General features: G+C 71.7%; 12 protein-coding genes. 10 read left to right on the top strand and 2 right to left on the bottom strand.

The annotated features are described in order from the left end of the window. Positions 1-123: 123 nt before the first annotated feature. Positions 124-1143 (top strand): collagen-like domain-containing protein, encoded by a 1020-nt coding sequence (locus ACZ6S4_RS24815; RefSeq protein WP_465477174.1) that lies wholly within the window; start codon positions 124-126, stop codon positions 1141-1143. Between the two features lie 10 nt (positions 1144-1153). Here the strand turns inward: ACZ6S4_RS24815 and ACZ6S4_RS24810 are convergent, their stop codons facing one another. Together ACZ6S4_RS24810 and ACZ6S4_RS24805 are read right to left on the bottom strand one after the other, a co-directional pair. After that, entirely contained in the window at positions 1154-2296 is a 1143-nt protein-coding gene (locus tag ACZ6S4_RS24810) for an NADH-quinone oxidoreductase subunit D (protein WP_465477173.1), read from the bottom strand. Further along, complete coding sequence (locus ACZ6S4_RS24805) at positions 2293-3270, bottom strand: SAM-dependent methyltransferase (protein WP_465477189.1); 978 nt, start codon at positions 3268-3270, stop codon at positions 2293-2295. Before ACZ6S4_RS24805 ends, ACZ6S4_RS24810 begins: the two co-directional genes overlap by 4 nt. 147 nt (positions 3271-3417) lie before the next feature. Between ACZ6S4_RS24805 and ACZ6S4_RS24800 the strand changes: the two genes are divergently transcribed. The 9 genes from ACZ6S4_RS24800 to ACZ6S4_RS24760 all read left to right on the top strand — a co-directional run bounded on the left by ACZ6S4_RS24800 (position 3418) and on the right by ACZ6S4_RS24760 (position 12086). Beyond that, positions 3418-4305 carry a Rossmann-like and DUF2520 domain-containing protein gene (locus ACZ6S4_RS24800; RefSeq protein ID WP_465477172.1) on the top strand — a complete coding sequence of 296 codons (888 nt, stop codon included), beginning with the start codon at positions 3418-3420 and terminating at the stop codon, positions 4303-4305. Continuing rightward, positions 4302-5138 carry a pantoate--beta-alanine ligase gene (panC, locus tag ACZ6S4_RS24795; protein WP_465477171.1) on the top strand — a complete coding sequence of 279 codons (837 nt, stop codon included), beginning with the start codon at positions 4302-4304 and terminating at the stop codon, positions 5136-5138. Before ACZ6S4_RS24800 ends, panC begins: the two co-directional genes overlap by 4 nt. After that, the gene (panD, locus tag ACZ6S4_RS24790; protein WP_465477170.1) at positions 5135-5563 is read left to right on the top strand and encodes an aspartate 1-decarboxylase; all 429 of its coding nucleotides are present in this window, start codon (positions 5135-5137) and stop codon (positions 5561-5563) included. Before panC ends, panD begins: the two co-directional genes overlap by 4 nt. 91 nt (positions 5564-5654) lie before the next feature. Next, positions 5655-6590, top strand: a complete 936-nt coding sequence (locus ACZ6S4_RS24785; RefSeq protein WP_465477169.1) for a septum formation family protein — start codon at positions 5655-5657, stop codon at positions 6588-6590. Between the two features lie 62 nt (positions 6591-6652). Further along, positions 6653-8299 (top strand): L-aspartate oxidase, encoded by a 1647-nt coding sequence (locus ACZ6S4_RS24780; protein WP_465477168.1) that lies wholly within the window; start codon positions 6653-6655, stop codon positions 8297-8299. After that, entirely contained in the window at positions 8296-9159 is an 864-nt protein-coding gene (gene nadC / locus ACZ6S4_RS24775) for a carboxylating nicotinate-nucleotide diphosphorylase (protein WP_465477167.1), read from the top strand. Before ACZ6S4_RS24780 ends, nadC begins: the two co-directional genes overlap by 4 nt. A 117-nt stretch (positions 9160-9276) precedes the next feature. Then, positions 9277-10035, top strand: coding sequence for a type III pantothenate kinase (locus ACZ6S4_RS24770; protein WP_465477166.1), 759 nt, complete (start codon positions 9277-9279; stop codon positions 10033-10035). A 52-nt stretch (positions 10036-10087) separates the two neighbouring features. After that, on the top strand, positions 10088-11599 hold the full coding sequence (lysS, locus tag ACZ6S4_RS24765) for a lysine--tRNA ligase (RefSeq protein ID WP_465477165.1): 1512 nt from the start codon (positions 10088-10090) through the stop codon (positions 11597-11599). 133 nt (positions 11600-11732) lie between these two features. Beyond that, complete coding sequence (locus ACZ6S4_RS24760) at positions 11733-12086, top strand: histone-like nucleoid-structuring protein Lsr2 (RefSeq protein WP_212987871.1); 354 nt, start codon at positions 11733-11735, stop codon at positions 12084-12086. The last annotated feature ends 292 nt before the right edge of the window (positions 12087-12378 follow it).

Raw genomic sequence — 12378 nt, 5'->3', positions numbered from 1 at the left:
TAACCCTCTCCGGGACCGCCCCTGTCGGAACCCGGGGCCTCCGGTTCCGTTTTTTTTTCGGCCCTGGGAGCGGTGCCCTTTTTTCCCCCCGGTCCTCCGCCCCCCCCCCACCCCGCCCCCGCGGTGGTGCCACCGACGAACCCCGATGGCCACGCCGACTCGGCCGGGCACAGCGGACCCTACGGCCCCGGACTGTCCGGATCGGCCTGGGCCGAGCGCAGCGCGGCCGCCGAATACGACGCCACGGCCGACGCCGGCTACGCGACGGAAACCCCACCGGCGCAGCGGCCGTCCCGACGGCATGCGGCCCCGGACACAGGCACGGACATCGCCCGCTACGGCCTGAGCGCCCTGCCGACGCCGCAAGCGCAGAGCTATGGCGCCGCGTCCTACGGCGCCGGTTACGACGTCCCCGGCAACTACGCCGTCCCGGGCGGCCACAACGCCCCAGCCGGCTTCGACCCCCACTCCGGCCATATCGGCCCAGCCGGCTTCGACGCCCACTCCGGCCATATCGGCCCAGCCGGCTTCGACGCCGACTCCGGCCATATCGGCCCAGCCGGCTTCGACGCCGGGACCGGCTTCAACGCCCAGTCCGGGTTCGACGCCGAGTCCGGGTTCAACGCCCAGTCCGGGTTCGACGCCGAGTCCGGGTTCAACGCCCAGTCCGGGTTCGATCCCGAGTCCGGGTTTGACGCCGGGTCCGGCTTTGATGCCCAAACCGGCTTCGACGGCCGGTCCGGCTTCGTCGGCGGCCAGAGCGGCTACGACAACCCGAGCCACGGCTTCGACAAGACCGGGGCGGCGGCCTGGACCTCAACCCCCGCCGACTACGGCTACGCCGATCCCGCGGCCCAGGACCAGCCCGAAACCGGCGGCTACCCCTATCCCGACCCCACAGCGGACGACAGCCCGAGAGGCAGCGGCTTCGGCCGCGCGGACTCGCCCTTCTTCGCCCAGGACTCGTCCGGCGGCTTTGTGCTCGACAACGAATACCCGCGGCCCGACGAGCCCGAAGGCACCGCCCGGAACACCTACGGCCGGCCCGCCGATCAGTACGGCCCCGACCCCATGGCCGCCCAGCCCGGCCGGGCGCCGCGCAATCACGAGCCGCGCAGCCAGAAGCCGCGGGGCGGCTGGTAGGCGCGGGGCGCTACTTGTCGATGTCCCCGACCACGAAGAACATCGACCCCAGGATCGCGATCAGGTCCGGCACCAGGCAACCGGGGATCAGCGTCGCCAGCGCCTGGACGTTGGCGTACGACGCCGTGCGCAGCTTGAGGCGCCACGGGGTTTTTTCGCCTCGGGACACCAGGTAGTAGCCGTTGATGCCGAGCGGGTTCTCCGTCCACGCGTACGTGTGGCCCTCCGGCGCCTTGACCACCTTCGGCAGGCGCACGTTGACCGGGCCGCTGAGCTGGTCCACCCGGTCCAGGCAGGCCTGGGCCAGGTCCAGGGACACGTACACCTGGTCCAGCAGCACCTCGAAGCGGGCGTGGCAGTCGCCGGCCTCCCGGGTCACCACGGGCACGTCCAGCTGGTCGTACGCCAGGTACGGCTCGTCGCGCCGCAGGTCCAGGTCGAGGCCGCTGGCCCGGGCCACCGGGCCGGAGGCGCCGTACGCCGCGGCCTGCTCCGCGGTCAGTACGCCCACGCCGACCGTGCGGGCCAGGAAGATGTCGTTGCGCCGGATCAGCCGGTCGATGTCCGGCATCCGGCGGCGCACCTCGTCGATCGCCGTACGGGCCCGGGACGTCCAGCCCGCCGGGACCTCCTCCTTGAGGCCGCCGACGCGGTTGAACATGTAGTGGATCCGGCCGCCGGAGACCTCCTCCATCACGGCCTGCAGCGTCTCCCGCTCGCGGAACGCGTAGAACATCGGGGTGATCGCGCCGATCTCCAGCGGGTACGAGCCGAGGAACATCAGGTGGTTCAGCACCCGGTTCAGCTCGGCCAGCGCCATCCGCAGCCAGGTCGCGCGTTCGGGCACCTCGATGCCCATGAGGCGTTCCACGGCCAGGGCGACGCCCAGCTCGTTGGAGAACGCCGAGAGCCAGTCGTGCCGGTTGGCCAGGACGATGATCTGGCGGTAGTCGCGTACCTCGAAGAGTTTCTCGGCGCCGCGGTGCATGTAGCCGACGATCGGCTCGCAGGACGTCACGCGTTCGCCGTCGAGGGTGAGCTTGAGCCGCAGCACGCCGTGCGTGGACGGGTGCTGGGGGCCGATGTTGAGCACCATGTCGGCCGTGTCCAACCCGGACCCGGTGCCGACCGTCATCTCCCGCAGGTCGCTCATGCCTGCATCGTCCCACGGAGCTTGATGCCGACCTCGTGCAGCAGCCACCAGTGCCCGCCCAGTCCGGCCGGGTCGATCAGTTCGCCGGCGGCGCCGGCCGAGCTCAGCGCCCGCAGGTAGGCCGCCGGGTCGCTGCGGGCCAGGTCCAGCGGTGGCCGGCCGCCGCCGATCCCGAGGCCGCGCAGGGCGGCCCGCTGACTGATGATCCGGTACGCCGTCCCGGCAGCCGCCGCGGCCGAGTCGACAGCCACGTGGGCGGTCACATCGGTGCTGCCGTCCGGCCGGGGTGGCACCTGCCGTCCGTCCCGGTACCCGGTCAGAGTGCCGAGCGGTGGCCGCGCCGCGCGCACGTGCCCGTAGTCGATCGCGAGTGCGCAGCCCCGCCGGACCGCTGCGACCGCGTCGGCCCAGGCCACGTCCCGGGGCCAGCCCAGCTCGATCCGGTCGCCGGGCCGGGCTGCCGGCCACCAGCGGCTCAACCAGAACCGGTCGGCCGCGTCCACGTCGGGGCCGAGCAGCTCCGCACCGGTGGCGGGATCGACGAGCACCCGCCGGGCCCGGCCCTCGGTGTCGACCTCGGCCACGTCCAGCGGCACGTTGTCCAGCCATTCGGTGGCCAGCAGCATCCCGGTGACGTGCTCGGGCACGTACCGCTGCCAGGAGATGTCGGCCGGCAGACCCGCCGGCCGGGCGGCGAGCTCGACCCCGGCGAAGCGCACCCGGTGGGCCAGGCCGTGTGCCGGATCGGTGTCGATCAGGGCGTGCAGGGCGGCGAGCAGTTCGCCGCGACCGGCGCCCACGTCGACGACGTCGAGGGTGGCCGGGCGGCCCAGCGCGGCGTCGACCTCGCCGATCAGCCGCAGCAGCGCCCGGGCGAACAGCGGGGAGGCGTGCACGCTGGTCCGGAAGTGGTCCGCGGGGCCCTCGGTGGCCCGGGTGAAGAAGCCGTCCGGTCCGTACAGGGCGGTGGTCATCGCCGCTCGCCAACCCAGGCTCGTCACGCTTGCCAATCTAGGCGTAAACGCCCGGTGCAGTTGTTCACACGCCCTTGTCACGAGCGTGTTACATCGGCGCATACTTGCGATCGACCGGTACCCCTTTCACGAGGACTGGATCTTTCTATGAGCGCTGTGCCGCGCGCCGGAAAGCGCGCTCGCCCCCTGGTCGTGGGTGTTGTCGGAGCCGGCCGGGTGGGTGCCGTGCTCGGTGCCGCCCTGGCGGACGCCGGGCACCGGATCGTCGCCGCGGCCGCCGTCTCCGCCGCCTCGCGGGAGCGCGCCCAGCGCCTCCTGCCGCAGGCCGCGATCCTGCCCGCCGACGAGGTCGCCCGGGCTGCCACCGATCTGCTGCTGCTCGCCGTTCCGGACGATCACCTCGCCGCCGTCGTTTCCGGCCTGGTCGCGACCGGCTCGCTGGGCTCCGGCACGGTCGTGGCGCACACCTCGGGCGCGCACGGGCTCGCAGTCCTCGGTGATCGCGACGGCCTGGCGCTGCACCCGGCGATGACTTTCACCGGCGCCGACAGCGACCTCGACCGGCTGCCCGGCATCGCCTGGGGCGTCACCGCCCACGACCGTGCTTTCGCCGCGCGGCTGGTCACCGACCTGGGCGGGGTGCCGGAGTGGATCGCCGAGGATGCCCGCCCGCTCTACCACGCGGCCCTCGCGCACGGCGCGAACCACCTGGTCACGCTGGTCAACGAGGCCGCCGACCTGCTGCGTACGGCCGGTGTCGAGCACCCTGGGGCCGTGCTGTCGCCACTGCTGCACGCGGCGCTGGACAACGCGCTGAGCCTCGGCGATGCCGCGCTGACCGGCCCGGTGTCGCGGGGTGACGCGGGCACCGTGGCCAAGCACCTGAGCCGGATCGCGCCGGAGTCCGTACCGGCGTATCTCGCACTCGCCCGGCGCACCGCCGACCGGGCCATCGCCGCCGGGCGGCTGCGGCCGCAGGACGCGACGCTGTTGATGGATGTTCTCGCCCAGGCGACCGTAGGGAGTCCCTCATGACCGCGCTCATCCACACCCGGGCCGAGCTGGCCGCCGTCCGCGCCGCCGCGCCCGGCCGGGTGGCCGTCGTGATGACCATGGGTGCCCTGCACGAGGGGCACCGGCAGCTGATGCGCGTCGCCCGGGAGCGGGGCGACTTCGTCATCGTCACGGTGTTCGTGAACCCGTTGCAGTTCGGGCCGAACGAGGACTTCGACAAGTACCCGCGCACCCTGGCCGCCGACGTCGAGGCGTGCCGGGCCGAGCAGGTCGACGTGGTGTTCGCCCCGGATCGCGACGAGATGTATCCGGGCGGCACGCCGCAGGTGACGCTCAACGCCGGCGCGATGGGCGAGATCCTCGAGGGCGCCAGCCGCCCGGGGCACTTCTCCGGGATGCTCACCGTGGTCGCCAAGCTGCTCCTGCTGACCCGGGCCGACCTGGCGTTCTTCGGCGAGAAGGACTTCCAGCAGCTGGCCCTGATCACCCGGATGGTCAAGGACCTGGAGATCGGCGTCGAGATCGTCGGCGTGCCCACGGTCCGGGAGGCCGACGGCCTGGCGCTGTCCAGCCGCAACCGCTACCTGTCGGCCGACCAGCGGCTGGCGGCTCTGGCGTTGTCGCACGCGCTTCGGGAGGGCGCCGCGCAGACGGACGCGCAGAGCGTGCTGGAGGCGGCCGGCAAGATCCTCGCCGATGAGCCCGGCGTGCAGGTCGACTACCTCGCGCTCACCGACCCGCTGCTGGGCCCGGCGCCCACCGACGGGCCCGCGCGGCTGCTCGTCGCAGCCAAGGTGGGCAGCACCCGGCTGATCGACAACGTTCCGGTCCTGCTGGGGAAGGCCGCCCGATGATCCGCACCATGCTCAAGTCGAAGATCCACCGGGCCACGGTCACCCAGGCCGACCTGCACTACGTGGGCTCGGTGACCGTGGACCTCGACCTGATGGAGGCGGCCGACCTGCTGGCCGGCGAGCAGGTCGCGATCGTCGACGTCACCAACGGAGCGCGGCTGGAGACGTACGTCATCCCGGGCGAGCGCGGCACCGGCGTCATCGGCATCAACGGCGCGGCCGCGCACCTGGTGCACCCCGGTGACCTGGTCATCCTGATCTCGTACGGGCAGCTGACCGACGCCGAGGCCCGGTCGTACCAGCCGCGGGTCGTGCACGTGGACGCGGACAACAAGATCATCGAGCTGGGCACGGATCCGGCCGCGGTCGCGGACGGCATGGCCGGTGATCCGGTACGCGCGGAGGGCGCCCTGCTGGCCGGCTGACCGGGTTCTCCGCCAAGCCGCCGTACCGGTCGGGTCGATTGCCCTATGATCGACAAATCGGACATCGGCCGGCTCTCGGGAGGCTCGGTTCATGCGACACCTGCCCCGGCTGCGCCGTGCGCGGCGGTGGCCGGTCGCGGCGGCGCTGAGCCTGCTCACGCTGGCCCTTGCCGCCGGGTGCGGCAATCCGGCCGGCGTCGACGGGGACCTCACCGACGGCTGGGCGGCGATCGGCGTACCGACCGGCTTCACCCCGGCCGCGGAGACGTGCCACCTGGCCAACTTCACCACGTTCGGGCCCCGGTCGACGTACGAGGAGGTCGACTGCAAGCTCAAGCACCGCACCGAGACCGTGTACGTCGGCACGTACCCCAGTCCCGCCGCCGAGGCGTCCGACCCGCCGGCGCAGGACTCGGCGGGGGCGCGGGCGGCGTACAAGAACTGCGATGCCAAGACCACGGCGTACGTGGGCGGGCCGTGGCGTACCGCCCGGCTCTGGATCGGGGTGACCCAGCCGACCCGGGCCGCCTGGACCGGGGGCGCCCGGTGGTACCGCTGTGAGGTGCTGGTGAGCAGCTCGGTCGAGGACGACGGCGGCCTGGTGCAGCGGGTCGGGACTCTCCGCGGGGCGCTCGACGAGCCCGCTTCGCCGCTGCTGCTGACCTGCTACAACGTGCTGCTCGACAAGGACGGCAAGATCAGCACGATGCCGGCCCGGGAGTGCTCGGCCAAGCACAACGCGGAGTTCGTGGGGATCTGGGACGCCGGTAACGTCGGCTACCCCCGGACCACCGAGCAGTGGGACCGATTCCATGACGGCTGCCGCAGCCGGATCGCCTCGTACGTCGGCGTGCCGGACGACGATGACCTGCAGTTCCGCGCCGGCGTGATCTCCCTGCCGGGCGGGAACGACGTCTGGGAACTGGGCGACCGCGGCGTGCGCTGCTACCTGTGGCTGGACGCGGCGACCCTCACGTCCTCGCTGAAGGGCAAGGGCGGCAAGGCCATGCCGGTGCAGTACCAGTAACGCCCGGCACTTCTTGCCGCCCCGCCCGTGATTTCCGCGCCCGCGCGATGTTGACTGAGCGCATGTCGCATCTTGCCGACCTTCCGGCGCTACCCCGCCGTCTGGCCGCCGCCGAGCCCGGCTGGACCGAGACCACCGACGTGCTGGTGGTCGGCTCCGGCGTCGCGGGCCTGACCGCCGCCCTGCACCTGCGCGAGGCGGGCCTGCACGTCACCGTCGTCACCAAGGTCAACATCGACGACGGTTCGACGCGCTGGGCCCAGGGCGGCATCGCGGCCGTGCTCGACCCGCTGGACACCCCCGAGGCGCACGCGTTCGACACCGAGATCGCCGGGGTCGGCCTGTGCGACCCCGCGGCGGTACGCGTCCTGGTCGAGGAGGGCCCCGCCCGGATCCGCGAGCTGATGCGGATGGGCGCCGAGTTCGACCGCAACGCCGACGGTTCGCTGATGCTGACCCGCGAGGGCGGGCACCGCGCCGACCGGATCGTGCACGCGGGCGGCGACGCCACCGGCGCCGAGGTGCAGCGGGCCCTGCACGAGGCGGTGCACCGCGACCCGTGGATCCGCCTGGTCGAGCACGCCCTGGTGCTGGATCTGCTGCGGGCCGCCGACGGCCGCGCCTGCGGCATCACCCTGCACGTGCTGGGCGAGGGCACCGAGGACGGCGTCGGTGCGATCCTGGCGCGCGCGGTCGTGCTGGCCACCGGCGGCATGGGCCAGATCTTCGCCTCGACCACCAACCCGGCGGTCTCCACCGGCGACGGCGTGGCGCTGGCCCTGCGCGCCGGGGCCCGGGTCACCGACGTGGAGTTCGTCCAGTTCCACCCGACGTCGTTCATGACGGCCGGCCTGAGCTCGGTGCAGCGGCCGCTGATCTCCGAGGCGCTGCGCGGCGAGGGTGCCCACCTGGTCGACGAGGCCGGCAAGCGGTTCATGGTCGGCCAGCACGAGCTGGCCGAGCTGGCCCCGCGCGACGTGGTGGCCAAGGGCATCCACCGGGTGCTGCGGGCCACCGGGGCCGACCATGTCTTCCTGGACGCGCGGCACCTGGGCAAGGAGTTCCTGGAGCAGCGGTTCCCGACGATCGTGGCGTCCACCCGGGCGGCCGGCATCGACCCGGCGACGGAGCTCATCCCGGTCGCCCCGGCGGCCCACTACGCCTCCGGCGGCGTCCGCACCGACCTGCGTGGCCGCACCTCCATCCCGGGCCTGTACGCCTGCGGCGAGGTGGCCTGCACGGGTGTGCACGGCGCGAACCGGCTGGCCAGCAACTCGCTGCTGGAGGGCCTGGTCTTCTCCCGGCGCATCGCCGACGACATCGTGGCCGAGCTGCCCCCGCAGGCCGATCCGGTGGCCCCGGCCGGCGAGCCCGGCTGGGTCGCCGCCCCGGCGATCCGCGGCGACCTGCAGCGGGCGATGACCCGCGGGGCCGGCGTGCTGCGCTCGGCCGACTCGCTCGCCGCCACCGCGAAGGAGCTGGCCCGCCTCGGCGAGCAGCGCGGCACCCCGCACAACGCGGCCTGGGAGGCCACCAACCTGCTGACCGTCGCGGCCACCCTGGTGGCCTCGGCGGCCGAACGCCGGGAGACGCGCGGCTGCCACTGGCGCGAGGACTACCCGAACGCCCTGGACGAATGGCGCGGGCACCTGCTGGACGCGATCGACGCCAAGGGTGCGGTCACCCAGACCTTCGAGGAGATGGCATGACGGACCGGATCGAGGGCTTGGACCTGGCCGAGGTGGAGCGGGTCGTCTACACGGCGCTGGCCGAGGATCTCGGTGACCCGCCGCGCGACGTGACCAGCGAGGCGACCATCCCGGGCGACCAGGTCGACACGGCCGAGCTGGTGGCCCGCGCGCCCGGCGTGGTGGCCGGCCTGCCGGTCGCGGCCCAGGTCTTCGCGGCCACCTCCGGCGGTACGGCCACCTTCGACCAGCGGATCGAGGAGGGCACCCGGGTCGTCCGCGGCGACGTGCTCGCCGTGGTGACCGGTCCGACCCGTTCGCTGCTGACCGCGGAACGCACCGCCCTCAACCTGCTCTGCCGCATGTCCGGTGTGGCCACCCACACCCGCAAGTGGGCCGACGAGCTGGCGGACACCAAGGCGACGGTGCTGGACACCCGCAAGACCACCCCGGGCCTGCGCGCGCTGGAGAAGTACGCGGTCCGCGTCGGCGGCGGCACCAACAAGCGCATGGGCCTCTACGACGTGGCCATGATCAAGGACAACCACAAGCTCGCGGCCGGCAGCATCACGGCGGCCTACCGCCTGGTCCGTTCCACCTTCCCGGACGTGCCGGTGCAGGTCGAGGTGACCACGCTCGCCGAGGCCCGGGAGGCGGTCGAGGCGGGCGCGGACTTCCTGCTCTGCGACAACATGACGCCGGCGCTGCTGCGCGAGGTGGTGGCCGCGGTCGGCGACCGGGCCGAGCTGGAGGCGACCGGCAATCTGACCCTGGAGACGGTCGGGGCCTACGGCGGCACGGGCGTGGACTATCTCTCGGTGGGCGCGCTGACCCACTCGTCCCCGATCCTGGACATCGCCCTGGACCTCCGCCCCCGCTGAGAGCTTGGGCCGCCCGGCGGGGCGGCCCGCCCGGCGTGACCAAGACTGGTGTGGTGTAGTCGCCGGTGCTGCGGTTGTGGAGCCCGACGCCCGTACCTTCGATCGATCGGGATTTTGATGCTTCTCTGCATTGACATCGGAAACACCAACACCGTCCTGGCCACCTTCGACGGGGACAAGCTCGTCCACAACTGGCGGATCAAGACCGATGCCCGGTCCACCGCCGACGAGCTCGGACTGATGTTCCGCGGGCTGCTGGCCGGGGACGCGGTGGAGATCACCGGGGTCGCTGCCTGCTCGACCGTGCCGGCGGCGCTGCGATCACTGCGGACGATGCTCGGGCGCTACTACGGCGACCTGCCCAACGTGATCGTCGAGCCGGGCGTGAAGACCGGGGTGCAGCTGGCCATCGACAACCCCAAGGAGGTCGGCGCGGACCGGGTGGTCAACACGCTCGCCGCGCACGCCCTCTACGGTGGTCCCTCGATCGTGGTCGATTTCGGCACCACCACCAACTTCGACGTGATCAGCGCGCGCGGCGAGTTCCTGGGCGGGGCGTTCGCGCCGGGCATCGAGATCTCCTTCGACGCGCTGGCCGCCCGGGCGGCCCAGCTGCGCAAGGTCGAGCCGGCCAAGCCACGCTCGGTGATCGGCAAGAACACGGTGGAGTGCCTGCAGTCCGGCCTCTACTACGGCGTGGCCGGCCAGGTGGACCGGATCGTCGAGCTGATGACCGCCGAGATCGGGCCGGTACGCTCGGTCATCGCCACCGGCGGCCTGGCCTGGCTGGTCAAGGACGCCTGCCGGACGATCACCGCGCACGAGCCGATGATCACGCTGATCGGGCTGCGGATGGTATATGAGCGGAACGTCTGAACCGGCCTTAGTAGGCTCGTCCGCAACCCGAACCCCTACAGAGAGTCGTGCCGTGACCGAGCAGAACGACGCCCCAGCCGTTGACACCGCCGAGGACCTACCCGAGCAGATGCGGGTCCGCCGGTCGAAGCGGGACCGGCTGCTGGCCGAGGGCGTCGAGCCGTACCCGGTCGGTTTCGACCGCACCGCGACGCTCGCCGAGATCCGCAAGAAGTACGCCGAGCTGGCCACCGACACGGCCTCCGGCGACACGGTCGGCATCACCGGCCGGGTGATCTTCGTCCGCAACGGCGGCAAGCTCTGCTTCGCCACGCTGCGCGACGGTGACGGCACCGAGCTGCAGGCCATGCTGTCGCTCGACAAGGTCGGTGCCGAGGCCCTCGAGCAGTGGAAGCGCCTGGTCGACCTGGGTGACCTGGTCGGCATCACCGGCGAGGTGATCACCAGCCGCCGGGGTGAGCTCTCCGTGCTCGCCTCGTCCTGGACCATGACCGCCAAGGCCCTGCGCCCGCTGCCGGTCGCGCACCGCCCGCTGAGCGAGGAGACCCGGGTCCGGCAGCGCTACGTCGACCTGATCGTGCGCCCGCAGGCCCGGGAGATGGTCCGGACCCGGGCGACCGCGGTACGCAGCCTTCGCGAGTCGCTGTTCGCGCGCAATTATGTCGAAGTGGAGACGCCGATGTTGCAGTTGCTGCACGGCGGGGCCACCGCGCGCCCGTTTGTGACGCACAGCAACGCACTCGACATAGATCTCTATCTGCGTATCGCCCCGGAACTCTTTTTGAAGCGGGCCGTCGTCGGCGGCATCGAACGGGTCTTCGAGATCAACCGCAACTTCCGCAATGAGGGCATGGATTCCACGCACTCGCCGGAGTTCGCGATGCTCGAGGCGTACCAGGCGTATGCCGACTACAACGTCATGCAGCAGCAGGTGCGCGAGTGGATTCAGGAGGCCGCGAACGCAACCGCCGGCTCACACATCGTGACGCACTTCGACGGCACCGAGTTGGACCTCGGCGGCGAGTGGCGTTCGGTGACGCTCTTCGGTTCTCTGTCCGAGGCCCTCGGTGAAGAAGTGACCGTCCGCACCGATCTGGCGAGCCTGCAGCGGTATGCCGAAAAGCATGACCTTTCCGTCGACCCGAAGTGGGGTCCGGGCAAGCTCGCCGAGGAACTCTTCGAGCATCTCGTGCAGCACACCCTGCAGCAGCCGACCTTCGTGCGTGACTATCCCGAGGAGACCACCCCGCTGACCCGGGCGCACCGCTCCGAGCCCGGCCTGACGGAGAAGTGGGACCTCTACGTCCTGGGATTCGAGCTGGCCACCGCGTACTCGGAGCTGGTCGACCCGGTGGTGCAGCGTGAGCGCCTGGTCGCGCAGTCGTTGCTGGCCGCCGGCGGCGACGCCGAGGCGATGCAGCTCGACGAGGATTTCCTGCGCTCGATGGAGTACGGAATGCCGCCCGCCGGTGGCATGGGAATGGGAATCGACCGGCTTCTGATGGCGCTCACCGGGCTGGGCATTCGGGAAACGATCCTGTTCCCCTTGGTACGCCCGGAGTAGGGCGTACCGGGACACGATTTACATCGGTACCGCGGCAATCGGCTGCCCGCCATTGACGGATCACGCGGCCCGGGCGTTATTGTTCACGGGGATTGGGTGAACAGAGAACCTGTGTTCGGAAGGATAACGGCGCGTGGCCAAGCAGATCATTCACAAGCTGGTCGATGACCTCGACGGCGGTGACGCCGAGGAGACCGTCAAGTTCGCCCTCGACGGCATTCAGTACGAGATCGACCTGTCCGAGTCGAACGCGGCGAAATTGCGCGACATCTTCGCGCCGTACGTGGGCGCGGGGTCCAAGGTCGCGCGCGGTGGGGTCGTCGTCGGCGGCCGGGCCGCCCGCGGCCGTGGCGGTGCGACCGCCGACCGCGAGCAGAACAAGGCCATCCGGGAGTGGGCCAAGAAGGCCGGCAAGGACATCTCCGACCGGGGCCGGATCCCGCAGGAGATCGTGGACGAGTTCCACGCCAAGGGGCCCGGCCGCTGAGCCGATCGGCCTGACGAGGGGTCCGGGGCGCGCAAGCGTCACGGACCCTTCGGCTTTTCGCGCGCTCTTCGCCGACCTTGCGTAAGTTATCCACAGGGGTGACGGGCGTTGTCCACAGGCTGTGGACGGCGCTTCGGGCGCGCGGGATTTCGCTGTGCGCGTACTCCGCAAGGGTGGGGAACAGCCGTTGAGCGTGCGAAGTTGGGGAGAACATCGGCGCAGGACGTTCCCAGAGGGCTCGAGGGCCCAGCAGAGTCTCCCGGCGGCGATAGAGTGAGAGAGCACAGGTATC

Source organism: Actinoplanes sp. NPDC051405 (genome assembly GCF_055586185.1).
The sequence above is the reverse complement of the archived record's forward strand: the minus strand, read 5'-3'. Positions and strand labels throughout refer to the sequence as shown.

Coding starts and splice junctions, on each gene's coding strand:
- ACZ6S4_RS24800 (WP_465477172.1), top strand. CDS start 3,418: ATGAGCGCTGTGCCGCGCGCCGGAAAGCGCGCTCGCCCCCTGGTCGTG.
- nadC (WP_465477167.1), top strand. CDS start 8,296: ATGACGGACCGGATCGAGGGCTTGGACCTGGCCGAGGTGGAGCGGGTC.
- ACZ6S4_RS24770 (WP_465477166.1), top strand. CDS start 9,277: ATGCTTCTCTGCATTGACATCGGAAACACCAACACCGTCCTGGCCACC.
- ACZ6S4_RS24810 (WP_465477173.1), bottom strand. CDS start 2,296: ATGAGCGACCTGCGGGAGATGACGGTCGGCACCGGGTCCGGGTTGGAC.
- ACZ6S4_RS24780 (WP_465477168.1), top strand. CDS start 6,653: ATGTCGCATCTTGCCGACCTTCCGGCGCTACCCCGCCGTCTGGCCGCC.
- ACZ6S4_RS24785 (WP_465477169.1), top strand. CDS start 5,655: ATGCGACACCTGCCCCGGCTGCGCCGTGCGCGGCGGTGGCCGGTCGCG.
- panC (WP_465477171.1), top strand. CDS start 4,302: ATGACCGCGCTCATCCACACCCGGGCCGAGCTGGCCGCCGTCCGCGCC.
- ACZ6S4_RS24805 (WP_465477189.1), bottom strand. CDS start 3,270: ATGACCACCGCCCTGTACGGACCGGACGGCTTCTTCACCCGGGCCACC.
- panD (WP_465477170.1), top strand. CDS start 5,135: ATGATCCGCACCATGCTCAAGTCGAAGATCCACCGGGCCACGGTCACC.